Below are 26,704 nucleotides of genomic sequence, written 5' to 3'. Positions count from 1 at the left end.
GGTGTTCGCGACACGCCCGCGTGCCTTGCGGCACGACGCGCGTCGTCCGCATACCTTCGAACACAGGAATTGCATACTCGGCAAGACTTTAACCCTCGACTTGAGGTTCAAAGTTCAGAGTTCGCACGAAGGGCCGGAGATGTCGACTAACCAGAACTACCTCGCCGTCATCAAGGTGGTCGGTATCGGCGGCGGCGGCGTCAACGCCGTCAACCGCATGATCGAGCTCGGCCTCCGCGGCGTCGAGTTCATCGCGATCAACACCGATGCACAGGCGCTGCTCATGAGCGACGCCGACGTCAAGCTCGACGTCGGCCGCGACCTCACCCGCGGACTCGGCGCCGGCGCCGACCCCGAGGTCGGCCGTCGCGCAGCCGAAGACCACGCCGAAGAGATCGAAGAGGCGCTGGCCGGTGCCGACATGGTCTTCGTCACCGCCGGAGAGGGCGGCGGCACCGGCACCGGCGGCGCACCCGTGGTCGCCCGCATCGCGAAGTCGATCGGCGCCCTCACCATCGGTGTCGTCACCAAGCCCTTCGGCTTCGAGGGCAAGCGCCGCCAGACCCAGGCCGAGCAGGGCGTCGCACGCCTGAAGGAAGAGGTCGACACCCTCATCGTGGTGCCGAACGACCGCCTGCTCGAGATCAGCGACCGCGGCATCTCGATGCTCGAGGCGTTCGCCACGGCCGACCAGGTGCTCCTCGCCGGTGTGCAGGGCATCACCGACCTCATCACGACACCCGGCCTCATCAACCTTGACTTCGCCGACGTCAAGTCGGTCATGCAGGGCGCGGGCTCCGCGCTCATGGGCATCGGCTCGTCCCGGGGCGCCGATCGCGCCATCAAGGCGGCCGAGCTCGCCGTCGCGAGCCCGCTCCTCGAGGCCTCGATCGACGGCGCCCACGGCGTGCTGCTCTCGATCCAGGGCGGATCGAACCTCGGCATCTTCGAGATCAACGACGCCGCCAGGCTCGTGCAGGAGGCCGTGCACCCCGAGGCCAACATCATCTTCGGTGCCGTCATCGACGACACGCTCGGCGACGAGGTGCGGGTCACGGTCATCGCCGCCGGCTTCGACGGCGGAGAGCCGGGCGCCAAGCCCGTCGAGGTGCGTCGCGAGCAGCTCGTGCCCGCCGCGGTCTCGATCGGTGCGGGCGTCGGTGCGTCCTCGGCCGGCGGCGGCTCGGTCGGCGGCGCCGACTCGGCGGACGTCATCGGCGAGATCGACATCGACGAGCTCGTGGAGACCGCGAACTGGGGCGGGCCTGAGACCTCGACGGCCGACCAGATCGTCTCCGACCCGGCCTTCGACGCCGACGACGACGACCTCGACATCCCCGACTTCCTGAAGTGACCGAGGAGCGCTCCGCAGGAGTCGACGACCTGCGAGCGCGACTCCAGGCCGTCGCCGCGCGCGTCGGCGAGGCCGCACGCCTCGCCGACCGCGACCCGACCGGCATTCGCACGATCGTCGTGACCAAGTTCCATCCAGCGATGCTCGTGCGCGACCTCGCCGCACTCGGCGTGCAGGATGTCGGCGAGAACCGGCACCAGGAGGCGCAGGCCAAGGCCCGCGAACTCGACGACCTCGCGCTGCGCTGGCATTTCATCGGCCAGCTGCAGACCAAGAAGGCGCGACAGGTCCGTGCGTACGCCTCGGCGGTCCACTCGATCGACCGGCCGGCGTTGGTCGACGCGCTGCGCTCGGACGAGGCCTCGCTCGACTGCTTCGTGCAGGTGAACCTCACCGACGATCCGGGTCGCGGCGGCGTCGCGCCGTCCGAGCTCGACGCGCTCGTCGAGCACGTGCTCGCGGCGCCCGGACTCGAGCTGCGGGGCCTGATGGCCGTCGCGCCGCTCGACGAGCCCGCTCGACCGGCGTTCGCGCGAGTGCGCGAACTGTCGGAACGCGTCGTGCTGCCGCTCGCACCCAAGGCCTCCGGGCTGTCGATGGGCATGAGCCACGATCTCGAGGATGCCGTCGCCGAAGGCGCGACACACCTGCGGATCGGCACGGCAATCACGGGCAATCGGCCCATCGCCGGTTAGCCTCGAAGAGACGGAACACAGACGGAGGCAGCGATGTCCAACCCGCTCAAGAAGACCATGGTCTACCTCGGCCTCGCGGACGAGGAGTTCGAGGCCGAGCCCCGAGAGTCGCCCGCAGCGGCGACACCGGTCGTGCATGCTGCGCCGGCACCCAAGACCGGTGCGGCCGTCACGCCGCTCCGCAAGAACCACATTCAACCGAGCACACCGCAGGCGGAGATGAACGAGATCCTCACCGTGCACCCGCGTCAGTACCGCGACGCGCAGGTCATCGCCGAGTCCTTCCGCGAGGGAGTACCGGTCATCATCAACCTCTCGCAGATGTCCGATGGAGACGCGCGCCGATTGATCGACTTCGCCAGCGGCCTCTCGCAGGGCCTGCACGGCAAGATCGAGCGCGTCACGAGCAAGGTCTTCCTGCTCTCGCCGTCGCACGTCGTGGTCTCGGGGGAGACCGGTGAAGCCGAAGGCGACGTCGACGCGTCGTTCTTCACGCACGCGTAGCCGTCGGTAGGCGCGTTGTCCGTCGTCTGGAGCATCCTCTACTCGCTGCTCGTCATCTATTTCTTCGTGATGTGGGCGCGCTTCGTCCTCGACCTGATCCGAACCTTCAACCGCTCCTGGCGGCCCCAGGGCGGATGGCTGGTCGTGGTCGAGCTCGTGTACACCGTCACGGACCCGCTCGTGCGCCTGTTCAGGCGGTTGATTCCGCCGATCCGCATCGGGCAGGTCGCCCTCGACCTCGGATGGTCGCTGGCGATGCTCGTGGTCATCGTCGCCATGACGGTGGTGTCGTGGCTCGCGGCCGTCGCCTGACGATCTCCTGCGAACACGGCGCAACGTCTGTGGGCGACACTGGGTGATCCGAGTGGTCTTTGCTACCGTTTAGCAGAACGCAACGAACAGTTCGAAGATGTGAGGGTGAGAAGCCATGGCGCTAACTCCGGAAGATGTGGTCAACAAGCGCTTCCAGGCGACGAAGTTCCGCGAGGGATACGACCAGGACGAGGTCGATGACTTCCTCGACGAGGTCGTCGTCGAGCTTCGTCGACTGAATCAGGAGAACGAAGAGCTGCGTCAGCGCGTCTCGGCCGCCGAAGCGCGCGCCGCAGAGGCCGCGAAGACGGCGGCGTCCGCACCGGCGGCAGCCGTGCAGCCCACGTACGCAGAGCCGGTGCCGCAGCCCGCGACCGTGGCCGTCGCCGTGCCCGCTCCGGCCGTGCAGTCCGAGCTCGACGAGCAGACCAGCACGACCAACCTGCTGCAGCTCGCTCGCCGACTCCACGAGGAGCACGTGCGAGAGGGCATCGAGAAGCGCGACGCGCTCATCGCCGAGGGCCACGCCACTGCTGCCCGCGTGGTCGCAGAGGCCGAGGCCAAGCAGCGCGCCCAGATCGGGGTGCTCGACCAGGAGCGCCAGGCGCTCGAGAAGCGCGTCGACGGGCTCCGTCTCTTCGAGCGCGAGTACCGCCAGAAGCTGAAGAGCTACATCGAGGGTCAGCTGCGCGACCTCGACACGGCTGCTCCGGTGCAGGTCCCCGACAACCAGGGCTTCGCGGCCCAGTCGGGCATCTCGAACGAGCAGGCGCACACGCCCACCTTCCAGGGCTTTGGAGCCTGATCGGGGCACGAAGGCCGGAACCTCGACTGCGCTCGTCGTTCTCGTCCTCGGTGCCCTCGCGGTCTACGGGCTCGATCAGCTGGCGAAGTTCCTCGTCGTCTCCAACCTCACCGAGGGCGAGACGGTGCCGGTGCTCGGCGACCTGCTCCAGTGGCACTTCGTGCGGAACCCGGGTGCGGCCTTCTCGCTCGCGAGCGGCATGACCTGGATCTTCACGATCCTGGCCGCCGGCGTCATCACCTTCATCGTCTGGTTCGCCAGGCGCATCCGTTCCAAGGCATGGGGACTCGTCTTCGGGCTCCTGCTGGGCGGCGTGCTCGGCAACCTGACCGACCGCCTCCTTCGCGAGCCGAGCTTCGGACTCGGGCATGTCGTCGACTTCATCTCGACGCCGTGGATGATCCCCGCGATCTACAACGTCGCCGACATGGCGATCGTCTCGAGCATGGTGCTGTTCATGATCCTGACGATCCGCGGCGTCGGGCTCGACGGCTCTCGTGAGGTCAAGGGCGGCGCGACGAGCGCCGGGGCCGAGTCGGCAGATGCCGAGAAGGCGCCCGCAGCCGACGACGCCGCCGCCGGTGGCGTTCGCGGCAGCGACCTCGACCGTGGCATCGACGCCGACCCCGAAGGTCGCGCAGGCGACCAGGGCAACGTCAGCCGCACCGGCGCGACCTCGAGCGTCTCGACCGACCAGGGCGCGCTGAGCGTGCCGGTCGCGCGCGAAGCCTGATCGCCGTGGAGTCGCGTTCCGTCCCCGTCCCCGACGGGCTCGAAGGCATCCGCGTCGATCAGGGCATCGCCAAGCTGCTCGGCTTCTCGCGCACCCAGGCGGCCGAGATCGCCGCGGCCGGGGGAGTCGTGCTCGACGGGCGCACGCTCGACAAGTCCGACCGGCTCCGGGCCGGCGGCTGGCTCGAGGTGAGCTGGCAGCCGCCTCGCTCGGTCGAGGTCGTCGCGATCCCCGTTCCCGACCTCGGCATCGTGCACGACGACGACGACCTCGTCGTGGTCGACAAGCCGGCCGGCGTCGCCGCGCACCCCTCCGTCGGCTGGGAGGGACCGACCGTGGTCGGTGCTCTGGCGGCGGCCGGCTTCCGCATCTCGACGTCGGGTGCTCCCGAGCGTCAGGGCATCGTGCACCGGCTCGACGCCGGAACGAGCGGCCTCATGGTCGTCGCGAAGTCCGAGCGCGCGTACACCGAGCTCAAGCGGCAGTTCCACGATCGCGAGGTCGAGAAGGTCTACCACACGGTCGTGCAGGGGCATCCAGATCCGCTCGCGGGCACGATCGACGCCCCGGTGGGTCGGCATCCGCGGTCCGAATGGAAGTTCGCGGTCGTCTCCGACGGCAAGCACGCGGTGACCCACTACGAGACGCTCGAGGCGTTCCCGTCCGCGTCGCTGCTCGAGGTGCATCTCGAGACCGGCCGCACGCACCAGATCCGGGTGCACATGGCCGCCCAGCGGCATCCGTGCGTCGGCGACGGCATGTACGGCGCCGACCCGACGATCTCGGCGCGACTCGGCCTCACCCGCCAGTGGCTGCACGCGCACCGGCTCTCGCTGACGCACCCCGCCACGGGCGACTGGGTCACGTTCGAGTCGGACTACCCGGCCGACCTCGCGGCGGCGCTCGAATCGCTCCGCGCCGACTGAACGGGCGGCGCTGACGCAGGGTCGTCCTAGACTCGAAAGCACCCCCAGAACCACCCCGCAGCATCCGAAGAGGAGCCCAGTGGCCACCGATTCCTTCGTCCACCTGCACGTGCACAGCGAGTACTCGATGCTCGACGGTGCGGCCCGGGTCGGTGAACTCGTCTCCGCCGCGGCGGAGCAGGGCATGCCGGCCGTCGCGGTCACCGACCACGGCAACGTGTTCGGCGCCTACGACTTCTGGAAGCAGGCGACGGATGTCGGCATCAAGCCGATCATCGGCACCGAGGCGTACGTCACGCCGGGCACGCACCGCGGCGACAAGACCCGAATCCGCTGGGGTTCCGGCGGTGGAGACGACGTCTCCGGCTCCGGCGCCTACACGCACATGACGCTGCTCTCGCAGAACACCGAGGGCATGCACAACCTCTTCCGGCTCTCGAGCCGCGCCTCGCTCGAGGGCTACTACTTCAAGCCGCGCATGGACCGCGAGCTGCTCTCCACCTACGCGTCGGGCCTGATCGCGACCACGGGCTGCCCGTCGGGCGAGGTGCAGACCCGGCTCAGGCTCGGGCAGTACGACGAAGCGGTGAAGGCGGCATCCGACTTCCGCGACATCTTCGGCAAGGAGAACTACTTCGCCGAGATCATGGATCACGGCCTCGGCATCGAGCGCCGGATCATGACCGACCTGCACCGCCTCGCCAAGCAGCTCGACCTGCCGCTCGTCGCCACCAACGACCTGCACTACACGCACGCGCACGACGCCAAGAGCCATGCGGCCCTGCTCTGCGTGCAGTCGGGGTCGACGCTCGACGACCCGAACCGGTTCAAGTTCGACGCCGACGAGTTCTACCTCAAGACGGCCGCCGAGATGCGCCAGGTGTTCCGCGACTACCCCGAGGCGTGCGACAACACGCTGCTCATCGCCGAGCGCTGCGACGTGAAGTTCAACACGAGCGCCAACTACATGCCGCGCTTCCCCGTGCCAGAGGGCGAAGACGAGCAGAGCTGGTTCGTGAAGGAGGTCGAGCGCGGCCTGCACGTGCGGTACCCGAACGGCATCCCCGACGCGGTGCGCAAGCAGGCCGACTACGAGGTCGGCGTCATCTCGCAGATGGGGTTCCCCGGCTACTTCCTCGTCGTCGCCGACTTCATCAACTGGTCGAAGAACAACGGCATCCGGGTCGGGCCGGGTCGTGGTTCCGGCGCCGGGTCGATGGCGGCGTACGCGATGCGCATCACCGACCTCGACCCGCTGCAGCACGGCCTCATCTTCGAGCGGTTCCTGAACCCCGATCGCGTCTCGATGCCCGACTTCGACGTCGACTTCGACGAGCGCCGACGCGGCGAGGTCATCAAGTACGTCACCGAGAAGTACGGCGACGAGCGCGTCGCGCAGATCGTGACCTACGGCACGATCAAGGCGAAGCAGGCGCTGAAGGACTCCGGCCGGGTGCTCGGGTTCCCGTTCTCGATGGGCGAGAAGCTCACGAAGGCGATGCCGCCCGCGGTCATGGGCAAGGACATCCCGCTCACCGGCATCTTCGACAAGGCCCACCCGCGCTACAAGGAGGCCGCGGACATCCGGGCGATCGTCGAGACCGACGCCGAGGCGAAGACGGTCTTCGAGACGGCCCTCGGCCTCGAGAACCTGAAGCGGCAGTGGGGCGTCCACGCGGCAGGCGTCATCATGTCGAGCGATCCGCTCATCGACATCATCCCGATCATGAAGCGCGAGCAGGACGGCCAGATCGTCACGCAGTTCGACTATCCGGCGTGCGAGTCCCTCGGCCTGATCAAGATGGACTTCCTCGGGCTGCGCAACCTGACGATCATCGACGACGCACTCGACAACATCGAGGCGAACCGCGGGTTCCGGCCCGTGCTCGAAGATCTCGCGCTCGACGACCCCGGAGCCTACGAGCTGCTCGGCAAGGGCGACACGCTCGGGGTCTTCCAGCTCGACGGCGGTCCGATGCGTTCGCTCCTGCGGCTCATGAAGCCCGACAACTTCGAGGACATCTCGGCCGTCATCGCGCTGTACCGCCCGGGCCCCATGGGGGCCAACTCGCACACCAACTACGCGCTCCGCAAGAACGCGCTGCAGGAGATCACGCCGATCCACCCCGAGTTCGCGGAGTCCCTGAAAGAGATCCTCGACACCAGCTACGGCCTGATCATCTATCAGGAGCAGGTCATGGCGATCGCGCAGAAGGTCGCCGGGTTCAGCCTCGGCCAGGCCGACATCCTGCGTCGCGCCATGGGCAAGAAGAAGAAGTCGGAGCTCGACAAGCAGTACGAGGGCTTCTCGGGCGGCATGAAGGCCAACGGCTATTCGGATGCCGCGATCCAGAAGCTCTGGGAGATCCTGCTGCCGTTCTCGGACTACGCCTTCAACAAGGCGCACTCGGCGGCATACGGCGTGCTCAGCTACTGGACCGCCTACCTGAAGGCTCACTATCCGGCCGAGTACATGGCGGCGCTGCTCACGAGCGTCGGCGACGCCCGCGACAAGCTCGCGCTCTACCTCAACGAGTGCCGGCGCATGGGCATCCAGGTGCTGCCGCCCGACGTGAACGAGTCGATCGGCTACTTCGCCGCCGTCGGCGAGGACATCCGCTTCGGCATGGGGGCGGTGCGCAACGTCGGCTTCAACGTCGTCGACGCGATCCGAGCGGCCCGCGATGCGAAGGGTCGGTTCGAGTCGTTCCACGACTTCCTGAAGAAGTGCCCGCTGACGGTCGCGAACAAGCGAACGGTCGAATCGCTGGTCAAGGCCGGCGCGTTCGACTCCCTCGGGCACACCAGGCGTGCGCTCGTCGAGATCCACGAGGGCGCCGTCGAGTCGGTCGTGAAGGAGAAGCGGGCCGAGGAGGTCGGCGACTTCGGGTTCGACTTCGACAGCCTCTTCGACGACCACGAACGGGATGCCGCGCCGTCCCTCGTGCCCGATCGACCCGAGTGGCCCAAGAAGCAGAAGCTCGCGTTCGAGCGAGACATGCTGGGGCTGTACGTCTCCGAGCATCCCCTCGACGGACTCGAGGCGCAGCTCGCGAAGCACGCGTCGACGTCGATCCTCGACCTCACCACGTCGGAATCGACGCAGGACGCCGACACCGTCACGGTCGCGGGCCTCGTCACGAGCGTGCAGCACCGCATCGCGAAGGCCTCCGGCAACCAGTACGGCATGATCACGGTCGAGGACTTCTCGGGCGAGATCACGGTGATGTTCATGGGCAAGGCCTACCAGGAGTTCGCACCGGGACTGCAGTCCGACTCGATCGTCGTCGTGCGGGGTCGCGTGAGCATGCGCGACGACGGCATGAACCTGCACGCGTACAGCGTGATCTCGCCCGAACTCGGTCAGGACGACGAGTCGGGCATCGTGAAGATCACGCTGCCCGACAACCGGGCGACGCATGCGACGACCGAGGCGCTCCGCGATGTGCTCGTGCGCCATCGCGGTGAGACCGAGGTGCGCATCACGCTGACGAAGGGCCGCGTCGGTCGGGTCTTCGAGGTCGGGCAGTACCCGGTCAAGGTCACCGCGGACTTCTACGGCGAGCTGAAGAGCCTCCTGGGGCCCAGCTGCCTCCTGTGACGATCCCGGCGGTCGTTCGCGGGAGCGGTGGGTACGCTGGAGGCATCATGCTGCGCACCATCGACCTCCGTGGTTCCCGTCCGACCCCCGCAGAGCTGCTCGCACTCGTTCCGCGCGCCGAGACCGACGTCACGGCCGCGCTCGCGCCGGCCGCCCGCATCATCGACGAGGTGCGCGAGCACGGCGGGCAGGCCCTGTTCGACCAGGCCGAGCGGTTCGACGGGGTGCGCCCGACCTCGATCCGCGTGCCGGCCGAAGAGCTGCGCGCCGCGCTCGAGGCGCTCGACCCCGCCGTGCGCGAGGCCGTCGAGTCCACGATCGCCAGGGTGCGGGCCGCGAGCGCCGCGCAGGTGCCCGCGCCGGTGACGACCGTGCTCGCGCCGGGTGCGGTCATCGAGCAGCGGTGGCAGCCCGTCGAACGCGTCGGCCTCTACGTGCCGGGCGGCAAGGCCGTGTACCCGTCGAGCGTGGTCATGAACGTCGTGCCGGCGCAGGTCGCCGGGGTGCGGTCGATCGCGCTCGCCTCGCCGCCGCAGGCCGACCACGAGGGCCGCATCCACCCGACGATCGCCGCGGTCGCGGCGCTCCTCGGCGTCGACGAGGTCTATGCGATGGGCGGCGCCGGCGCGATCGGCGCCTTCGCCCACGGCGTCCCCGATCTCGGGCTGCTGCCCGTGCAGCGCGTGACGGGCCCCGGCAACGTGTTCGTCGCCGCGGCGAAGCGCCTCGTCGCCGGCGTCACCGGCATCGACGCCGAGGCCGGCCCCACCGACATCCTCGTGATCGCCGACGCGACCGCCGATGCGGACTTCGTCGCCGCCGACCTCGTGAGCCAGGCCGAGCACGACGAGCTCGCGGCATCCGTGCTGGTGACCGATTCGGCCGAGTTCGCCGAGGCGGTGCGCGAGCGCCTCGAGGCGCGGGTCTCGTCGACGAAGCACTCGGCTCGCGTGCGCACCGCCGTCGAGGGCCCGCAGTCCGCACTCGTGCTGGTCGACGACCTCGAGCAGGCCGCCGCGTTCGCGAACGCGTTCGGTGCCGAGCACCTCGAGATCCAGGTCGCCGACGTCGATGCGACGCTCGCGCGCATCGAGAACGCGGGCGCGATCTTCATCGGCCCGTACTCGCCCGTGAGCCTCGGCGACTACGCCGCGGGGTCGAACCACGTGCTGCCCACCGGCGGCACGGCGAGGCACGTCTCCGGCCTCTCTGCGGCGACGTTCCTGCGGCCGCAGCAGGTCGTGCGCTACGACGAGGCCGCGCTCCGCGAGGTCGCGCCCGTCATCGCGACGCTCTCGGCCGAAGAGGACCTTCCGGCGCACGGCGAGGCCGTCACGGCGCGCTTCGAGCACTGAGCCCGAGCGCGGCGGTCGGTGCGGTCGGCGACCGGCGCGCGCCGTTCCGACCCCGCTAGGCTGGGAGCACCATGTACTGTCCGTTCTGCCGCCACCCGGATTCCCGAGTCATCGATTCCCGCACGAGCGACGACGGGCTCTCAATCCGCCGCCGTCGGCAGTGCCCCGAGTGCGGCGGGCGATTCTCGACCACCGAGACCGCGAGCCTCTCGGTCACGAAGCGCAGCGGGGTGACCGAGCCGTTCAGTCGGGAGAAGGTCGTGCTCGGCGTCAAGAAGGCCTGTCAGGGTCGCCCGGTGACCGACTCCGACCTGGCGCTGCTCGCGCAGACCGTCGAGGAGACGATCCGGTCGACGGGCACGTCGCAGATCGAGGCCAACGACATCGGCCTGGCGATCCTGCCCCCGCTGCGAGACCTCGACGAGGTCGCGTACCTGCGTTTCGCGAGCGTCTACCAGGCGTTCGAGTCGCTCGACGACTTCGAGTCGGCCATCGACCAGTTGCGCGAGGCGCACGGCCGCCTCCCCGCCCGCCCGGTCGAGTAGCGGCGGTCGCCGCCCGGCGGGCGTGCGCGTTCGTCGCCGTCGAACTCCGATAACCTGATGGGCGGCATGTACCGACTCCTCTTCTCCGTCTTCCTGTCCCGCATGGACCCCGAAGACGCGCATCACCTCGCCTTCCGGGTCATCCGGGCGCTGCCCACGCTCGGCTTCGGGCGGGTGGTCGAGCAGTTCACGAAGCCCGACCCGGCCCTTGCGGTCGAGGCCCTCGGGCTCTCGTTCCCCTCGCCGTTCGGCGTGGCCGCCGGCTTCGACAAAGACGGCTTCGCGGTGCGCGGGCTCGGCCACCTGGGCTTCGGGCACGTCGAGGTCGGCACGATCACCGCCGTCGCCCAACCGGGCAACGAGCGCCCGCGCCTGTTCCGCCTCGTCGGCGACCGCGCCCTCGTGAACCGCATGGGCTTCAACAACGGCGGGGCGGATGCCGCGGTCGGCCGCCTCTCGCACCTGGCACGTCGCCGGCACCGGCCGGTGCTCGGCGTGAACATCGGCAAGAGCCGCGTCACCGCCGTCGAGGACGCCGTCGGCGACTACGAGCGCAGCACGCGCGTGCTCGCCCCGTACGCCGACTACCTCGTGGTCAACGTGAGCTCGCCGAACACCCCCGGCCTCCGCGGCCTGCAGGAGCTCGACGCGCTCGCGCCGCTGCTCGAGGCGGTCCGCGCCTCGGCCGGGCGCACGCCGCTGCTCGTGAAGATCGCGCCAGACCTGGCCGACGAGGAGGTCGTGCGCATCTGCGAGCTCGCCGCGCGCCTCGCGCTCGACGGCATCATCGCGACGAACACGACGATCTCCCGCGAAGGGCTCCGCGCGTCCGCCGCCGAGGTGGAGCGCATCGGCGCCGGCGGGCTCTCGGGCGCGCCGCTCGCCGCCCGTTCGCTCGAGGTACTCGAATTGGTGCGCCGCAACGTGCCCGAGGCGATGTGCGTGATCTCGGTGGGCGGGGTCGAGACGGCCGAAGACGTGCAGGCGCGGCTCGACGCCGGGGCCGACCTCGTGCAGGGGTACTCCGCGTTCATCTACCGCGGCCCGTTCTGGGCCCGTCAGGTCAACCGGGGACTCGCCCGCATCCGTCGCGAACGCGCGGCCGCGGCATCCGTCACCGCCTGATCGCGGCGCAGCGCGTCTCGACGACGCAGCGACGCAGCGCACCTCGACGCTTCAGAGGAGGCCGACCTCGGCGAGCTGGTCGGCCATCGTCGACCCGTCGCTCGCCGACACCCACGGCACCGAGACCTCGACCTGCGATGCCTTGCCGCGCCCGCCGGCGAGCACCGCCTCGCCCTTGGACAGCTGCCGGATGGCGATCGCCGCGACGCGGTCGGGGAACTCTGCGGCGAAGTCGGCGTAGATCACCTCGTCGTGCTGGCCGTCGTCGCCGATGAGCAGCCACCGCACGCCGGGGAACTCGCCTGCGAGGCGTCGGAGGTTCTCCTCCTTGTGCGCGCGGCCGCTGCGGAACCAGCGGTCGTGCGTCGGACCCCAGTCGGTGAGCAGCAGGGGACCCGCGGGATACAGGTTGCGCGAGAGGAACCGGTTGAGCGTCGGTGCGACGTTCCAGGCGCCCGTCGAGAGGTAGACCACCGGAACGCCCGGGTGCGCCCGCACGAGGCGCTCGTAGAGCACGGCCATGCCTTGCGTGGGCATGCGGGCGTGCTCGTCGAGCACGAACGTGTTCCAGAAGGCCACGAACGGCCGGGGGAGCGCCGTGACCATGACGGTGTCGTCGACATCGGAGATGATGCCGAAATGCGTCTCGGGATCCAGCACCTGGATCGGCGCGGTCACCCTCTCGGAGCCGGGCGTGCTGAGCGTCGCCTGGTGCCAGCCGGGTGAGAGCGAGACCGGCACGCGCGTGTCGACCACGCCGCCGCGATCGGTCAGGACCTCGATGCGCTGCCCGCCGACCTCGATGACCACCGGCACGTCGCCGACCGGTGCGCTCGTGAAGCTGCGCCACCCTCGGATGCCCTGCTCGCGCCGCTTGCGTCGACGCGGCGAGGTCTCGTCGGCCGAGATCTGCCGGCTGAGCAGCACCCGGCAGAGCACGCGCACCCACTCGGTCGAGCCGTAGCCCGTGTAGGGCACGACCGTCGGCACCTGGCCGCGGCTGCGCGCCCAGCGCACATGCTGGACGTGGATCCAGTCCTCGATGCGCGCGGCGCGATGCCGGACCTGGCGCTCGCGGGATCCGGCCGGATCAGGGGGGCTCGCCGGCATCCCAACAGTCTGTCATGCCGGAGCGGACGCACGTGAAACGCACAGGTGTCGTGGTCATCGAGGCCCTTCGACGGCCGGTAGAGTTGACCGCGCAAACTGAGGAGGTTCCGTGCCGAATGTCGACCTGATCCTCGGGGCCGATTCGAGCAGGAAACGCTCAGTCCGCACCGAGCCGACCCAACGACGCAGTTCGCAGCGACTCGACGCCCTGCTCGACGCTGCGGCCGAGATCGTCGACGAATCCGGGTTCGAGCGACTCACCACCCAGATGGTCGCCGAGCGCGCCGGAGCCTCGATCGGCACGGTCTACCGCTACTTCCCCGACCGTGTCGCCGTGGTCGAGGCCCTGCGCGAGCGTGCGATCCGCCGCTACCGCGAGCGGGTCGCCGACGAGCTCGAGCGGCACGCGCCGGCCACGTGGTGGGAGCTCATCGACATCTCGCTCGACGCCTGCATCGCGCTCTACCGCGACGAGCCGGGCTTCACGGTCGTGCACGCCGGTCGCCGCGAGGGTGACGCCGACCACGAGCCCGAATTCGCCGGTCGCATGGCGCAGCTGATCGCGGCCGAGTTCGAGATCGACCTCGAGGCCGAGGAGCTCGGCTTCCGCATCGGCGTGGCGCTCGAGGTCGCCGATTCGCTGATCAACCGGGCGTTCGAACGTTCGATCGAGGGCGACGAGCGCTACCTCGCCGAGGCCCGCGCACTCGTGCAGTCGTACCTGCGCGAGCATCTCGGCACCCCCCGCGCGGCCAGCAACGCCGCCTGAGCCGGCCCGAGCCGGCCATGCGCGGCCCGTCGGAGCCGCGCGGCGCCGCCGATCACCGCACTCCGTGACGCGGTCTTGCGACGCGCGGGCGTTCGCGTTGCCTCGTGCCCGAATAGGTGTTTGGCTTGGTGCTGGAGTTCGAACGACCGTTCGAGCAGGGTTGAGGCGGCCATGATCGAGTTCCGCGGTGTCACGAAGCAGTATCCCGACGGCACGCTCGCGATCGAGCATGTCGACATCGTGATCGAGCCGCACAGCACGACGGTGCTCGTCGGCTCCTCGGGCTCGGGCAAGACCACGCTGCTGCGCATGATCAATCGCATGGTCGATCCGACCGGCGGCCAGGTGCTCATCGACGGCACGGATGTCGCGACCCTCGACCCGGTGCGCCTGCGCCGCGGGATCGGGTACGTCATGCAGAACGGCGGGTTGCTGCCGCATCGTCGCATCGTCGACAACGTCGCCACGGTCCCGTTGCTGCGTGGCGTCGCGAAGTCGGAGGCCCGGCTGCGCTCACTCGAACTCCTCGACACCGTGGGGCTCGACCGCGGGCTGGCCGACAAGTACCCGAGCCAGCTCTCCGGCGGACAGCAGCAGCGGGTCGGCGTGGCACGTGCCCTCGCGGCCGATCCGAACATCCTGCTGATGGACGAGCCGTTCGGTGCGGTCGACCCGATCGTGCGACTCGAACTCCAGACCGAACTGCGACGACTCCAGAGCGCCCTCGGCAAGACCGTGGTCTTCGTGACCCACGACATCGACGAGGCCTTCGCCCTGGCCGACCAGATGGTCATCCTCCGCACCGGCGGCGTCGTCGCCCAGGTCGGCACACCGGCCGAGGTGCTCGCCCACCCCGCCGACGACTTCGTCGCGTCGTTCATCGGGATCGACCGCGGCCAGCGCCGGCTGCGGCTGGAACCGCGCGATCCGGTGAGCGGTCGGATCCTCGTCGTCGACTCGGCCGGTCGGCCCGCCGGCCTCATCGACGATGACGGCGCGTCGGCCAGAGACCGCTCGTCGCCGGTCGCGAACGCCTCATGAACTGGCTCATCTCGAACTTCGACCTCGTCGTGGGGCTGACCGTGAACCACGTGCGCCTCAGCATCGTCCCGATCGTCGTCGGGTTCGTCATCGCGGTGCCGCTCGCCCGCGTCGCCGTGACCGGGCGAACGGCGCGCGGCATCATCATCACGTCGACGAGCCTGCTCTACACGATCCCGTCGCTGCCGTTGTTCGTGATCCTCCCCGCCATCCTCGGAACCAAGGTGCTGAGCGACATCAATCTCATCGTCGCCCTCTCGATCTACGCCGTCGCGATCATGGTGCGCGCCGCCGCCGACGCCTTCGCCTCGGTCTCGCTCGACGTCAGGCAGGCCTCGCTCGCGATGGGGTACTCCCGGTGGCAGCAGTTCTGGCGTGTCGAGTTCCCGCTCGCCGGTCCGGTGCTGCTCGCGGGCATGCGCGTCGTGTCGGTCTCCACCATCGCACTCGTCTCGGTCGGAGTCCTGATCGGATCGGAGAACCTCGGCTACCTGTTCACCAACGGCAAGCAGCGCAACATCCTCGAGGAGGTCGCGACGGGCATCGTCGCGAGCCTGCTCATCGCGCTCGTCTTCGACCTCATCCTCGTGCTGCTCGGCCGCCTGCTGCTGCCTTGGAACCGCAAGGGCCGCTCCAAGCCCGTCCAGACCGACTCGGTGCGCCTCCCGATCACGGTGGGTGACGTCGGATGAACCTCTTCATCGAGGCGTTCGCCTGGATCTTCAACCCGGCCAACTGGATCGCCGGAGCCCAGTCGCCCCTGCCGATCCAGGACCGCATCGCCGAACACCTGCTCTACACCTTCGTCGCCGTGCTCATCGCAGCGCTCATCGCACTCCCGCTGGGCTTCTACATCGGCCACACGGGCAAGGGCAGGCAGTTCGTCATCTCGTTCACCGGCGGCATGCGCGCCCTCCCGACCCTCGGCGTGCTGTTCTTCCTCACGATGGTCCTCGGCTACTCGATGGTCAGCACCACGGCCAACTTCCTCGGCACGATGATCGCCCTCGTGCTCCTCGCGATCCCGTCGATCCTCGCCGGTGCCTACTCGGGGCTGGAGTCCGTCGACCGGCAGACCATCGACTCGGCCCGTGCGAACGGCATGACCGAGCTGCAGATCCTCACCAAGGTCGAGATCCCGCTGTCGCTGCCGCTCATCGTCGGCGGCCTCCGATCCGGCGTGCTGCAGGTCATCGCAACCGTCGTGATCGCGTCGTACGTCGGCCTCGGCGGCCTCGGGCGGATCATCGCGAGCGGAATCGGGTTGAACGACTACGACCGCATCCTCGGCGGCGCCATCCTCATCACCGCACTCGCCCTCCTCGTGGACGGTGTCTTCGCGGTCATCCAGAGACTCACTGCGACACCTGGTGTCGGCCGTCCGGCCGAGACTGGTCGGAGTGCTGTTCGTCGGCAGGCACAGCGTCAGCCGGCCACGGTGGGAACACCGAACCAAGAGAGGGAATGACCATGAGCATGTTCAAGAAAGGCCGGATCGCCGCAGGCGTTGTCGCGGTCGGGGCCATGGTGGCCCTGGCAGGGTGCGCATCAGGAGATCCCACCGCTCCCGAGACCGACGCCGCCGGAGGCAGCGGCGACGCCATCGTCGTGGGCTCGTTCGCGTTCCCCGAGAGCGAGATCCTCGGCGAGATCTACGCCCAGGCGCTCACGGCCCAGGGCTTCGACGTCTCGACGAAGTTCAACATCGGACCGCGCCAGCAGACCATCCCGGCGTTGCAGGACGGATCGATCAACCTGATCCCCGAGTACAACGGCAACCTGCTGGCGTACTACGACCCCGAGTTCGCCGAGCGCACGACCGAAGACGTCGATGCCGCCCTCGTCGACGCAGTGGCAGCCGACGACCTCGTCGTGTACGCCTCGGCAGAGGCCGAGGACAAGGACGCCTACGTCGTCACGAGCAAGTTCGCGACCGCGAACAACCTGAAGGCGATCGGCGACCTCGCTGCCGTGCAGCCGTTCAGCCTGGGCGCCAACCCGCAGTTCGCCGAACTCGGGTACGGCATCCCGGGGCTCGCGTCGGTCTACGGCGTGGCGGATGTCACCTTCGTGCCGTACGAGGACTACGGCGGACCCGACACGGTCAAGGCGCTGACCGACGACACCGTCCAGGTCGCCGACATCTACACGACGTCGCCCGACCTGAAGGCCAAGGACCTCGTCGTGCTCGACGACCCCGAGAACCTGATCGCGGCGCAGAACGTCATTCCGCTGCTCTCGAGCTCGATCGCCTCGGACGAGTTGCAGAAGGCGCTCGACGCCATCTCGGCCCAGCTCACGACCGACGACCTCATCGACCTGCGCAATCGGGTCGAGGGTGACGAGAAGGCCTCCGCGAACACGGCCGCGAAGGACTGGCTCACCGAGCACGGCCTGATCTAGGCGCCATCGGCATCGAGGGGGTCGGGGACTTCGGTCACCGGCCCCTTCGGCCGTTCCGTCGCGGCATCCGTCATATGGCGTGCTTCGGAACGGACGAGCCACCGCTTGACCGCCCACACGACCACGAGGAACACGACGATGACCGCGACGAAGAGGTACCCGGCCCAGTGCAGGTCGCGGCTCAGCTCGCGGTAGCCGCCGGCGGCGGCCGAGCCGACCGAGACATAGGCGAACGCCCAGAGCACGCAGGCCGGCACGGTCCACGCCATGAACCTGCGGTAGCGCATGTCGCTCATGCCGACCGTCACCGGAATGAGCGAATGCAGCACGGGCAGGAACCGCGAGACGAACACCGCGGGGCCGCCGCGGCGCGCGAGGTAGACCTGGGCGCGTCGCCAGTTGTGCTCGCCGATGCGCCGGCCGAGGCGTGAGCGTTGGATGTGCGGGCCGAACCACCGGCCGAGCGCGAAGCCGATGCTCTCGCCGATGAGCGCGCCGACGATGACCGTGGCGGTGAGGGCGAGGTACTCGACCGCACCGTCGACGGCAGTCGAGGCGACGAGCACGATCGTGTCGCCCGGCACGACGAGGCCGATCAGCACCGAGGTCTCGAGCATGATGCCGAGGCCGGCGAGCAGGGTGCGTGCGACGGGATCGACGCTCTGCACCGTGTCGAGGATCCAGTCGAGGATCTCGTTCATCGTTCGAGCGTAACTGCGGCGGCGGGGCGTTTCATCAGACTCGGGGGTGATTCGAGGGGGGACTAGGGGATGACCCCGAGGCGCGCGAGCCGCGACGTGAGCATCGCCTGATCGGGGGCGATGCCGCCGGAGTCCGCGTAGGCGCCCGGCTCGCCGGCGCTGCCGACGAGCACGATCGCGGAGCGGAGCGCATCGTCGCCGACTTCGCGCCTGGCGTCGTCGTCGGCGAGCATCTCGGTGAGCAGGGTGACTGCGCGTTCCGCGCGATTCGCGATGGGGAACCAGGGCAGCGCACTGTGCCAGGCGCGGAACGAGAGCAGCACGAGGTGGTGGAACTGGTCGAGGTGCGCGCGTTCGTGCGCGATGACGGCGGCGAGCTCGTCGGGCTCGAGCGCGTCGACGAGGCCGTCGGTCAGCACCGTCGCCGTGCGGATGCCGGGGACGCAGTACGCGAGGGGCTCGGGGTGGGCGAGGATGCGCGTGCGCGGCACGCCGGGCATCGGGTCGCCGAGGAGGGCGATGAGCTGGTGCTGGCGCCGACGTTCGCGTTCGGCCCGGACGGCCGTGAGCCCGAGGTTCAGGAGCAGGTGCACCGCGAGCCCGATGGCGAGCGTGATGGAGGCGAGGTGCACGACCGCGTACTCGGCGGGGATCTCGCCGTGCAGGGCGGCCGGCACGAGGTGATCGACGGCGGCGGCGAGGGAGCCGGCGGGGGAGGCGCCGAACGCGAGCAGCGAGCCGATCATCGACAGTGCGCCGGCAAGGGCGATCGCCTGCCAGAGCGCGAGGGCGAGGGCAGGCGACTGCGAAGGCCACGCGGCGCGCGAGAGCGCCATCGGCACGGGCCAGGCGAGGGCCACGGCGAGCGCCCCCAGCGCGACGGCGGCGACGATCATGGTCAGTGGTGCGCGAGTTCGTCGAGGAGGCGCCGCAGGGTCGCGGCCTCCCGGTCGCTCACGGTGCCGACGAAGCGGGCGAGCGCGGCATCGCGATCGCTCGAGCGATCGAGCACCTCGTGCATGAGTTCGGCGGTGTGCTCTTCTCGGGAGAGCAGGGCGCGGTAGCGGTGGGGTCGCTGGTCGCGGGAGCGGGTGACGAACCCCTTGCGCTCGAGCCGGGAGAGCACGGTCAGCACCGTGGTGGTCGCGACGGCGCGCCCGCTGGAGTCGGGTCGCAGCACCAGGGCGTCGCGGAGCTCGTTCGCGGTCACGTCGGCGTGGCTGTTCCAGAGCACCTCCATCACGGAGCGCTCCAACTCGCCAAGACTCGCCATGCGTCAAGACTACCGCCGCGAGCCTGAATGTTCTACGCTCTGTAGAAGAACGACTCGGCGTGGCACCACCACGTGAAAGGGGCTTCCGTGAACGACCTGCTCGATCCGCTGCTGCTGGCCAGATGGCAGTTCGGCCTCACGACCGTCTACCACTTCCTCTTCGTTCCGATCACGATCGGCCTCGCTACCAGCACGGCCGTCTTCCAGACGGCGTGGTTCCGCACCGGCAAGGCCGAGTACCTGCGCATCACGCGGTTCTTCGGCAACATCTTCCTCATCAACTTCGCCATGGGCGTCGTCACCGGCATCGTGCAGGAGTTCCAGTTCGGCATGAACTGGTCGGAGTACTCACGTTTCGTCGGCGACGTGTTCGGCGCCCCGCTCGCGATGGAGGGCCTGCTCGCCTTCTTCTTCGAGGCGACGATGATCGGCCTGTGGATCTTCGGCTGGGACAAGCTGCCCCGCGGCATCCACCTCGCCACGATCTGGGCGACCGCGGTCGGCACCATCCTGTCGGCGTACTTCATCCTCGCCGCCAACGCGTTCATGCAGAACCCGGTCGGCTACGAGATGAGCGGCGACGGCGGCCGCGCCGAACTCGTCGACATCGGCGCGCTGCTCACCAACCGTGTCGTGCTCGCCGCGTTCCCGCACACGATCGCCGCGAGCTTCATGGTCGCCGCCGGCCTCATCATCAGCGCCGCGGCCTGGCACCTCGCCCGCAACCGGAACCTCGAGACCATGCGGCCTGCGCTCAAGTACGGCCTTTGGCTCATGATCGGCTCCGGGGTGCTCACGACGCTCTTCGGCGACCAGCTCAGCCTCGCGATGGTCGCGACGCAGCCCATGAAGATGGCCGCGGCCGAGGCGACGTTCGACACGGTCTGCGGGGCCGACGCGTCGTTCTCGATCTTCACCCTCGGCACTCCAGACGGCTCGAGCGAGCTGTTCTCGATCCGCATCCCGTACCTGCTCTCGTTCCTGTCGACCCATACGTTCGACGGCTGCGTCGAGGGCATCAACGACCTGCAGGCGCAGTACACCGAGCAGTTCGGCCCCGGCGACTACGCGCCGATCCTGTGGGTGACGTACTGGGCGTTCCGCTGGATGATCGGCCTCGGCCTGCTGCACGTCGTGATCGCGGTCGTCGGTCTCTGGGTCACTCGAAAGGGTCGCATGCCGAAGCAGGCATGGATCTGGAAGGTCGCCATCTGGAGCTTCCCGCTCTCGCTGCTCGCGATGAGCGTCGGCTGGGTCTTCACCGAGATGGGGCGGCAACCGTGGATCGTCTTCAGCCTCATGAAGACCGAGTCGGGCGTCTCGCCGTACGTCACCGGGCTCGACGTGCTCATCTCGCTCGTCGCGTTCACCCTGATCTACGGAATTCTCGCGGTCGTCGAGGTGCGGCTCATCATCCAGGCGATCCGCAAGGGGCCGCCAGAGGTGGGCGACCCCGACCCCGAGACCGGCAAGATCGAACCCGCGACGACGGTGTACTAGGAGGCGACTGGAATGGATCTCGCAACACTCTGGTTCTGGATCGTCGCGTTCCTCTTCGTGGGGTACTTCGTGCTCGACGGATTCGACTTCGGCGTCGGCATGTCGCTGCCGTTCCTCGGCAAGGACGACACCGATCGTCGCGTGCTCATCAACACCATCGGCCCGGTGTGGGACCTCAACGAGACCTGGGTCATCGTCGCGGGCGCCGCCCTGTTCGCGTCGTTCCCCGAGTGGTACGCCACGTTGTTCTCCGGGTTCTACCTCGCGCTGCTGCTAATCCTGCTCGCCCTCATCGCCCGCGGCGTCTCGTTCGAGTACCGGCACAAGCGCCCCGACTCGAGGTGGAAGTCGTGGTTCGACGGCATGATCGTCGTCGGTTCGGCCGTGCCCGCCCTGCTCTGGGGCGTCGCCTTCGCGAACATCGTGGCGGGCGTTCCGCTCGACGCCGACCACAACTTCACGGGCAACCTGTTCACGTTGCTGAACCCGTACGCCCTGCTCGGCGGACTCACGACCCTGCTGCTCTTCTTCACCCACGGCGTGGTGTTCGCGTCGCTGAAGACCGAGGGAGACCTGCGCGAGCGAGCCCAGCGCCTCGCGACCCGCTCCGGCCTCATCACGATCGTCGTCGCGGCCTCCTTCCTGCTCTGGACCGGCCTCGCCTTCGGCACGTTCTGGTTCTGGGTCTTCGCGGCGATCGCCGCGCTCTGCCTCATCGGCGGATGGCTCATGAACCTCCGCGGCGCCGAGGGCATCGCCTTCACGCTGCTCGCGGTGACCATCGCGACGGCCGTGCTCGCGCTCTTCTCGGCGCTGTTCCCCGATGTCATGCCCGCCTCGAACGACCCGGCCAACAGCCTCACGATCGAGAACGCGTCGAGCACCGAGTACACGCTGACGGTCATGACGTGGGTCGCCGTGTTCACGTTGCCGATCGTGCTGCTCTACCAGGGCTGGACGTACTGGGTGTTCCGCAAGCGCGTCACGCGGGCCTCCGTCGAGGCTGCCGCGCACTGAACGTGAAACCCCTCGATCCACGACTCGTCCGGCGTTCGCGCGCCGCCCGGCGGTTCCTCCTCGTCGGCGGCGCGCTCGCCCTGCTCCAGACGGCCGCGACCATCGGACTCGCGTACGCCCTCGCGTCACTCGTCGCGGGCCTCATCGACGGCGAGCGGATGTCGCAGGCATGGCCCCTGCTCGTGCTGCTCGTGGCTGCGGCATCCGTTCGCGCCCTGGCGGCGTGGTCGTGGGAACTCGTCGGCTCGGCCGGCGCGATGCGGGTGAAGCAGGAACTGCGTCGCGACGTGCTCGCGTCGATCGAGTCCGCGCCGGCCGGGATCCCCGGGTTCCCGAGCGCCCGCTCGACGACCCTGCTCGGCCCTGGCCTCGACGCGCTCGACGCGTACTTCGGCTCGTACCTGCCGCAGCTCGTGCTGACGGTGGTGTCCACGCCGATCCTGATCGCGGTGGCATGGGCGGCCGACCCGCTGTCTGGGCTCGTCTTCGTGATCGTGCTGCCGCTCATCCCGCTGTTCATGGCCCTGATCGGCATGGCGACGGCGGGCGTGCAGCGGCGCCAGTACGACTCGCTCGCGAGCCTCTCGCACGGGTTCCTCGAGGTCGCCGGGGGCCTCTCGACGCTCATCGTGTTCGGTCGCGCCCGGCGGCAGGTCGAGCGCATCCGGGCGGTCACCGACGACTTCCGCCGGCGCACGATGGCCGTGCTGCGCGTGACCTTCCTGTCGGGGTTCACGCTGGAGTTCGCGGCGAGCCTGTCGGTCGCGATCGTCGCGGTCTCGATCGGGTTCCGGCTCGTGTGGGGCGAGATCGACCTGCTGCCCGGCCTGTTCGTGCTGATCCTCGCGCCCGACATCTTCCTGCCCGTCCGAAATGTCGGGGCGGCGTTCCATGCCTCGTCGGCGGGAGTCGCGGCCTCCGATGACGCGTTCGAGCTCTTCAGCGCCGCCGAGCGCGCGGCGGTCGCGCCGGTCGAGGTCGAGGTGGCGGTCGCCGGGCATCGGGTTCCGGATGCCGCAGCCGGCGTCTCGCTCGTCGGCGCGAGCGTTCGCCGTGACGGCGTGGTCGTGATCGACGGCGTGGATCTCGAGGCCCGCCCTGGCGACGTCGTCGCGGTCACCGGGCCGAGCGGCGTCGGCAAGTCGAGCCTGTTCGCGGGACTGCTGGGCTTCGTGCCGATCGGGGGCGAGGTGCTCGTCGACGGCGGACGTCCTGGAGCAGCAGCCCGCCCGTCGATCGCGTGGGCGCCGCAGGGTGCGACGCTCTTCGCCGGCACCGTCGAGTCGAACGTGCGCCTCGGGGTCGAGCACGTCGCCCCCGAGCTCGCACGGCGGGCGATGCGCCTCGCGGCCGTCGGACTCGACCCCGCGGCCCCGGTCGGCACCGGCGGCACCGGACTCTCGGGCGGCCAGGCGCAGCGCGTCGCGATCGCGCGTGCGCTGCATCGGGCGCTCGCGACGCAGGCGCGCATCATCCTGCTCGACGAGCCGACCTCGGCGCAGGACGCCGCGCGCGAGGCCGCGATCGCCGAGGGCCTCCGCGAGATCGCCGACGAGGGATACGTCGTGCTCGTCGCGACGCACCGCGCCGGGCTCGCCCGAACGGCCGACCGCACGATCGACCTGGCCGGTGCGCATGTCTGAGCGCGGCTCCGTCATGCTCCGCGCGGCGATCCCGTCGGCGGCCAGGCTCGCGCCGTCGGTGCTCTCGGGCATCGCCTCGGGATTCTCGGCCATTGCGCTGCTCGCGTGCTCCGCGTGGCTCATCGCCCGTGCGGCCGAACAGCCGCCCGTGCTCTACCTCTCGGTCGCCGTGGTCGGCGTGCGCGCCTTCGCGCTCGGGCGCGCGGTGTTCCGCTACCTCGAGCGGCTCACGGGCCACGACGCCTCGTTCCGGCAGCTCGCCGCGATCCGCACCGGCGTGTTCGAGCGGATGCTGCCGGTGGCGCCCGACGGGCTCGCCACCGCACGACGCGGCGACCTGCTCGCCCGGTTCGTCGACGACGTCGACGAGTTGCAGAACGTGCCGTTGCGCGTCGTGCAGCCGCTCGTGAGCGCCGTGATCGTACTCGTCGCCGCGATCGTCGGCGTCGCCCTGCTCGCGCCCGCCTCGGCGTTCGCCGTGCTCGCCTGCCTCGTGGTCGGCATCGGGCTGACCCTGCTGGCCCAGTCGTTCGCCTCGGCACGCGCCCAGCGCGAGCTCGCCCCGCTCCGCGGCGACCTCCAGGCGGCCGTGCTCGAGCACGTGCAGTCCGTCGACGTGCTCGTGGCGTTCGACGCGGCAGACGGCAGCCGGGCTCGCATCGAACGGCTCGGCGACCGGCTCGCCAGGGCGACGCGGTCCCGGGTCATGGCGGCGGGAGCGGCTTCCGCCGCGATGACGGCGATCGGCGGCTTCGCGGTCGCGGGCAGCCTCGCGGCCGCCGCACCGCTGCTCGAGGACGGCCGCATCGGCGGACCCGTCTTCGCCGTGCTCGCGCTCGTGCCGCTCGCCATCGCCGAGGTCGCCGCGGCGATCCCGCTCGCGGCGACCGCGTGGCGCCAGGCGCGCACGAGCGCCGCGCGCGTCGAGTCGGCCGTGCCGCAGCAGGTTCCCGCGGGGGTTCCCGTGCCGCCCGAGACGCCGGTCGATCCGCCATCGGGCGCGGCGCCTCCGGCGATCAGCCTGCGAGGGGTGCAGGCCTCGTGGCCGGCCCTGCGCGAGCTCGACGGCGACCCCGAGCGTGGCGTCACGGGCTCCGATGCGCCGCCCGCGGCATCCGGGACCGCGCTCGTGCACGTCGACCTCGACCTCGCGCCGGGGGAGTGCGCGCTGTTGCGCGGGCCATCGGGGGCGGGCAAGACCACGCTCGCGCACGTGCTCGTGCGGTTCCTCGACTACGCCGGCTCGTATCGGCTCGGCGGCGTCGAGGCGTCGGCGCTCGACCCCGATGCGCTGCGCCGCATCGTGGGACTCGTCGAGCAGCGGCCGTGGCTCTTCGACGAGTCCGTGCGGCAGAACCTCCTCTTCGCACGCGACGCGGCGACCGACGACGAGCTGCTCGACGCCCTCGACCGCGTCGGACTCCGCGAATGGGTCGAGGCGCGCGGGGGGCTCGACGCCCGCGTCGGCGAGCGCGGATCGCTCGTCTCGGGCGGACAGGCGCAGCGCATCGCGCTCGCCCGGGCCACGCTCGCCGGGTTCCCCGTGCTGGTGCTCGACGAGCCGACCGCGAACGTCGACGCCGCGCAGGCCGGCGCGCTCATGCACGACCTCGTCACGGCCGCTCGCAGCGCGGGCCGCACGGTGCTCGTCATCTCGCACGCACCCGTCGACGACCGCCTCGTCGACCGCACCATCGGCATCGACGACGGACGCCTCGACGGCCGCATGACCGCATAGGCTGAACGGATGCCGCGCCGAACCCGAAGCCGCCGGCTCGACGGGTGGCTCGATCCGCACCTGCTCTTCCGCGCGCACTACGCCGACGCCGCGCACGTCGTGTGGCTCGACGGCGGCTCCGACGCCACGAGCGGCCTCAGCGTGATCGCGTCGGCGCACGCGGGCACCGAGCTCCTGACGGCGGATGTCGCGGCGGGCACGATCACGACGGCCTGGCCTGCGGCCTCCGACCGCCCGACGCTGACGCGGGCAGCCCGGGTCGGCGACGTGTTCGACGCGCTCGAGGCACGGCTCGCGGGGCACCGCACGGAGGAGACCGAGGGGTCCGATCCGTCCGCCGGCCCGGCCGGCCCGCTCGGCTGGTACGGCTGGTTCGGCTACGAGCTGGGCGCCGAACTGGTCGGAGTGCCTGCGGCCGAGACTGCCACGCCTGACGCGGCGTTCCTCTGGGTCGACCGCGCCGTCGTATTCGACCACGCGGCGCGCACGGCGGCGCTCGTGTGGCTCGACGGCCGCGAGCGCGATGATGACGACGGCGACGACGACGACCATGCATCCGAGGTCTGGGCGCGCGAACTCGCCGGGATCTGGGCGGGTGCCGTCGCGGGCGCCGGGCCCACCGGATCCGCACCCCCGGTGCCGGCGGAGCCGCCGACATCCGCTCGCACGGCTCAGGCGACGGCGCCGGCGGAGTCGCCGGCCACGGTCGCGAGGTGGCGCCACGACGCGGCGACGTATTCGCGCCTCATCGGCGAGTGCCAGGAGGCGATCCGCCGCGGCGACGCCTACCAGCTGTGCCTCACGAACCGCGTCGACGTCGACGTCTCACCCGACCCGGCGCGCACCTACCTGGCCCTGCGTGAGTCGAGCCCGACGCACCACGGCGGCTACCTGCGCTTCGGTGAGCACGCGCTGCTCAGCGCCTCGCCCGAGCTGTTCCTGCACGTCTCGCGCGACGGCATCGTATCGACGAAGCCGATGAAGGGCACCCGCCCGCGGCACGCCGACCCCGTCGAGGACCGGCGCCTGCGGCGCGAGCTCCACGAGAGCGAGAAGGAGCGCGCCGAGAACCTCATGATCGTCGACCTCATGCGCAACGACCTCGGGCGCATCGCCGAGCTCGGCAGCGTGCGCGTGCCGAGCCTGCTCGCGGTCGAGGAGTACCCGCACGTGCACCAGCTCGTCTCGACGGTGCGCGCCCGCCTGCGGCATCCGCTCACCGCCGTCGACGCCGTGCGGTCCGCGTTCCCCGCCGGCTCGATGACGGGTGCGCCGAAGCACAGCGCGATGCGGATCCTGCACGAGCTCGAGGGCGGGCCGCGCGGCGTCTACTCCGGTGCGTTCGGCTACCTCGCCGTCGACGGCAGCCTCGATCTCGCGATGGTCATCAGGTCGATCGTGCTCGGCCCGACCGGTGCCTCGATCGGCACCGGCGGCGGCATCACCGCGCTCTCCGTCGCCTCCGAGGAGGTCGAGGAGACCCGCGTCAAGGCCCGCGCACTGCTCTCGGTCCTCGGCGCGGCCACCGCCCAGCCCGAGTGAGTAGGCTGGATG

At 70.1% G+C, this 26,704-nt stretch carries 25 protein-coding genes; 21 read left to right on the top strand and 4 right to left on the bottom strand.

Translation table 11 applies throughout. The annotated features are described in order from the left end of the window. The first annotated feature begins 139 nt into the window (after positions 1-139). The 11 genes from ftsZ to ASE68_RS11280 all read left to right on the top strand — a co-directional run bounded on the left by ftsZ (position 140) and on the right by ASE68_RS11280 (position 11,955). Positions 140-1,354, top strand: coding sequence for a cell division protein FtsZ (ftsZ, locus tag ASE68_RS11330; protein ID WP_055858495.1), 1,215 nt, complete (start codon positions 140-142; stop codon positions 1,352-1,354). Further along, positions 1,351-2,049: a YggS family pyridoxal phosphate-dependent enzyme gene (locus ASE68_RS11325; RefSeq protein WP_055858492.1), complete on the top strand. Its 699-nt coding sequence runs from the start codon at positions 1,351-1,353 to the stop codon at positions 2,047-2,049. Before ftsZ ends, ASE68_RS11325 begins: the two co-directional genes overlap by 4 nt. Positions 2,050-2,082: 33 nt before the next feature. Next, positions 2,083-2,553 carry a cell division protein SepF gene (locus ASE68_RS11320; protein WP_055858490.1) on the top strand — a complete coding sequence of 157 codons (471 nt, stop codon included), beginning with the start codon at positions 2,083-2,085 and terminating at the stop codon, positions 2,551-2,553. A gap of 15 nt (positions 2,554-2,568) precedes the next feature. Further along, complete coding sequence (locus ASE68_RS11315) at positions 2,569-2,865, top strand: YggT family protein (protein WP_055858487.1); 297 nt, start codon at positions 2,569-2,571, stop codon at positions 2,863-2,865. A gap of 115 nt (positions 2,866-2,980) precedes the next feature. Beyond that, the gene (locus ASE68_RS11310) at positions 2,981-3,670 is read left to right on the top strand and encodes a DivIVA domain-containing protein (RefSeq protein ID WP_082462189.1); all 690 of its coding nucleotides are present in this window, start codon (positions 2,981-2,983) and stop codon (positions 3,668-3,670) included. Continuing rightward, the gene (lspA, locus tag ASE68_RS11305; protein WP_082462188.1) at positions 3,660-4,403 is read left to right on the top strand and encodes a signal peptidase II; all 744 of its coding nucleotides are present in this window, start codon (positions 3,660-3,662) and stop codon (positions 4,401-4,403) included. The genes ASE68_RS11310 and lspA overlap by 11 nt, the downstream gene beginning before the upstream one ends. 5 nt (positions 4,404-4,408) lie before the next feature. Next, positions 4,409-5,329 carry an RluA family pseudouridine synthase gene (locus tag ASE68_RS11300; RefSeq protein WP_055858484.1) on the top strand — a complete coding sequence of 307 codons (921 nt, stop codon included), beginning with the start codon at positions 4,409-4,411 and terminating at the stop codon, positions 5,327-5,329. Positions 5,330-5,456: 127 nt separating this feature from the next. Continuing rightward, a complete protein-coding gene (gene dnaE / locus ASE68_RS11295) occupies positions 5,457-8,930 on the top strand; it encodes a DNA polymerase III subunit alpha (protein ID WP_055861208.1) in 3,474 nt (1,157 codons plus the stop codon). Between the two features lie 47 nt (positions 8,931-8,977). Next, positions 8,978-10,285 carry a histidinol dehydrogenase gene (hisD, locus tag ASE68_RS11290; RefSeq protein ID WP_055858482.1) on the top strand — a complete coding sequence of 436 codons (1,308 nt, stop codon included), beginning with the start codon at positions 8,978-8,980 and terminating at the stop codon, positions 10,283-10,285. A 71-nt stretch (positions 10,286-10,356) separates the two neighbouring features. Further along, positions 10,357-10,830 (top strand): transcriptional regulator NrdR, encoded by a 474-nt coding sequence (gene nrdR, locus ASE68_RS11285; protein ID WP_055858480.1) that lies wholly within the window; start codon positions 10,357-10,359, stop codon positions 10,828-10,830. A gap of 66 nt (positions 10,831-10,896) precedes the next feature. After that, positions 10,897-11,955: a quinone-dependent dihydroorotate dehydrogenase gene (locus ASE68_RS11280; protein WP_055861206.1), complete on the top strand. Its 1,059-nt coding sequence runs from the start codon at positions 10,897-10,899 to the stop codon at positions 11,953-11,955. A gap of 51 nt (positions 11,956-12,006) precedes the next feature. Here ASE68_RS11280 and ASE68_RS11275 read toward each other — a convergent pair whose 3' ends face one another. Next, positions 12,007-13,065 (bottom strand): App1 family protein, encoded by a 1,059-nt coding sequence (locus tag ASE68_RS11275; protein ID WP_055858478.1) that lies wholly within the window; start codon positions 13,063-13,065, stop codon positions 12,007-12,009. Positions 13,066-13,174: 109 nt separating this feature from the next. Here ASE68_RS11275 and ASE68_RS11270 point away from each other — a divergent pair, with 109 nt between their 5' ends. From ASE68_RS11270 to ASE68_RS11250, 5 genes are all read left to right on the top strand, one after another. Continuing rightward, positions 13,175-13,834: a TetR/AcrR family transcriptional regulator gene (locus ASE68_RS11270; protein ID WP_055858476.1), complete on the top strand. Its 660-nt coding sequence runs from the start codon at positions 13,175-13,177 to the stop codon at positions 13,832-13,834. A gap of 171 nt (positions 13,835-14,005) precedes the next feature. After that, a complete protein-coding gene (locus ASE68_RS11265; RefSeq protein ID WP_055858473.1) occupies positions 14,006-14,875 on the top strand; it encodes an ABC transporter ATP-binding protein in 870 nt (289 codons plus the stop codon). Continuing rightward, on the top strand, positions 14,872-15,567 hold the full coding sequence (locus ASE68_RS11260; protein WP_055858470.1) for an ABC transporter permease: 696 nt from the start codon (positions 14,872-14,874) through the stop codon (positions 15,565-15,567). Before ASE68_RS11265 ends, ASE68_RS11260 begins: the two co-directional genes overlap by 4 nt. Continuing rightward, on the top strand, positions 15,564-16,343 hold the full coding sequence (locus ASE68_RS11255) for an ABC transporter permease (protein WP_055858467.1): 780 nt from the start codon (positions 15,564-15,566) through the stop codon (positions 16,341-16,343). The genes ASE68_RS11260 and ASE68_RS11255 overlap by 4 nt, the downstream gene beginning before the upstream one ends. A 2-nt stretch (positions 16,344-16,345) precedes the next feature. Beyond that, positions 16,346-17,278, top strand: a complete 933-nt coding sequence (locus ASE68_RS11250; RefSeq protein ID WP_055858465.1) for an ABC transporter substrate-binding protein — start codon at positions 16,346-16,348, stop codon at positions 17,276-17,278. On the opposite strand, the gene ASE68_RS11245 is transcribed toward ASE68_RS11250, so the two are convergent. From ASE68_RS11245 to ASE68_RS11235, 3 genes are all read right to left on the bottom strand, one after another. Further along, positions 17,275-17,979, bottom strand: a complete 705-nt coding sequence (locus ASE68_RS11245; protein WP_055858463.1) for a DedA family protein — start codon at positions 17,977-17,979, stop codon at positions 17,275-17,277. The two genes, ASE68_RS11250 and ASE68_RS11245, sit on opposite strands and share 4 nt — an antisense overlap. A gap of 62 nt (positions 17,980-18,041) precedes the next feature. Further along, positions 18,042-18,875 (bottom strand): M56 family metallopeptidase, encoded by an 834-nt coding sequence (locus tag ASE68_RS11240; RefSeq protein WP_082462186.1) that lies wholly within the window; start codon positions 18,873-18,875, stop codon positions 18,042-18,044. 2 nt (positions 18,876-18,877) lie between these two features. Then, on the bottom strand, positions 18,878-19,252 hold the full coding sequence (locus ASE68_RS11235; protein ID WP_055858460.1) for a BlaI/MecI/CopY family transcriptional regulator: 375 nt from the start codon (positions 19,250-19,252) through the stop codon (positions 18,878-18,880). A gap of 87 nt (positions 19,253-19,339) precedes the next feature. On the opposite strand from ASE68_RS11235, the gene ASE68_RS11230 reads away from it, so the two are divergent. From ASE68_RS11230 to pabB, 5 genes are read left to right on the top strand one after another with little or no spacing between them, the layout of a single operon-like run. Next, positions 19,340-20,752, top strand: a complete 1,413-nt coding sequence (locus tag ASE68_RS11230; protein WP_055858457.1) for a cytochrome ubiquinol oxidase subunit I — start codon at positions 19,340-19,342, stop codon at positions 20,750-20,752. A gap of 12 nt (positions 20,753-20,764) precedes the next feature. Further along, positions 20,765-21,769 carry a cytochrome d ubiquinol oxidase subunit II gene (cydB, locus tag ASE68_RS11225; protein ID WP_055858454.1) on the top strand — a complete coding sequence of 335 codons (1,005 nt, stop codon included), beginning with the start codon at positions 20,765-20,767 and terminating at the stop codon, positions 21,767-21,769. Positions 21,770-21,771: 2 nt separating this feature from the next. Beyond that, positions 21,772-23,412 (top strand): thiol reductant ABC exporter subunit CydD, encoded by a 1,641-nt coding sequence (cydD, locus tag ASE68_RS11220; RefSeq protein WP_055858452.1) that lies wholly within the window; start codon positions 21,772-21,774, stop codon positions 23,410-23,412. Beyond that, positions 23,405-25,150, top strand: coding sequence for a thiol reductant ABC exporter subunit CydC (cydC, locus tag ASE68_RS11215; RefSeq protein WP_055861203.1), 1,746 nt, complete (start codon positions 23,405-23,407; stop codon positions 25,148-25,150). The genes cydD and cydC overlap by 8 nt, the downstream gene beginning before the upstream one ends. 9 nt (positions 25,151-25,159) lie before the next feature. Further along, on the top strand, positions 25,160-26,692 hold the full coding sequence (pabB, locus tag ASE68_RS11210; RefSeq protein ID WP_055858449.1) for an aminodeoxychorismate synthase component I: 1,533 nt from the start codon (positions 25,160-25,162) through the stop codon (positions 26,690-26,692). The last annotated feature ends 12 nt before the right edge of the window (positions 26,693-26,704 follow it).

The organism is Agromyces sp. Leaf222, from assembly GCF_001421565.1.
Taxonomy (GTDB): Bacteria; Actinomycetota; Actinomycetes; order Actinomycetales; family Microbacteriaceae; genus Agromyces.
The sequence above is the reverse complement of the archived record's forward strand: the minus strand, read 5'-3'. Positions and strand labels throughout refer to the sequence as shown.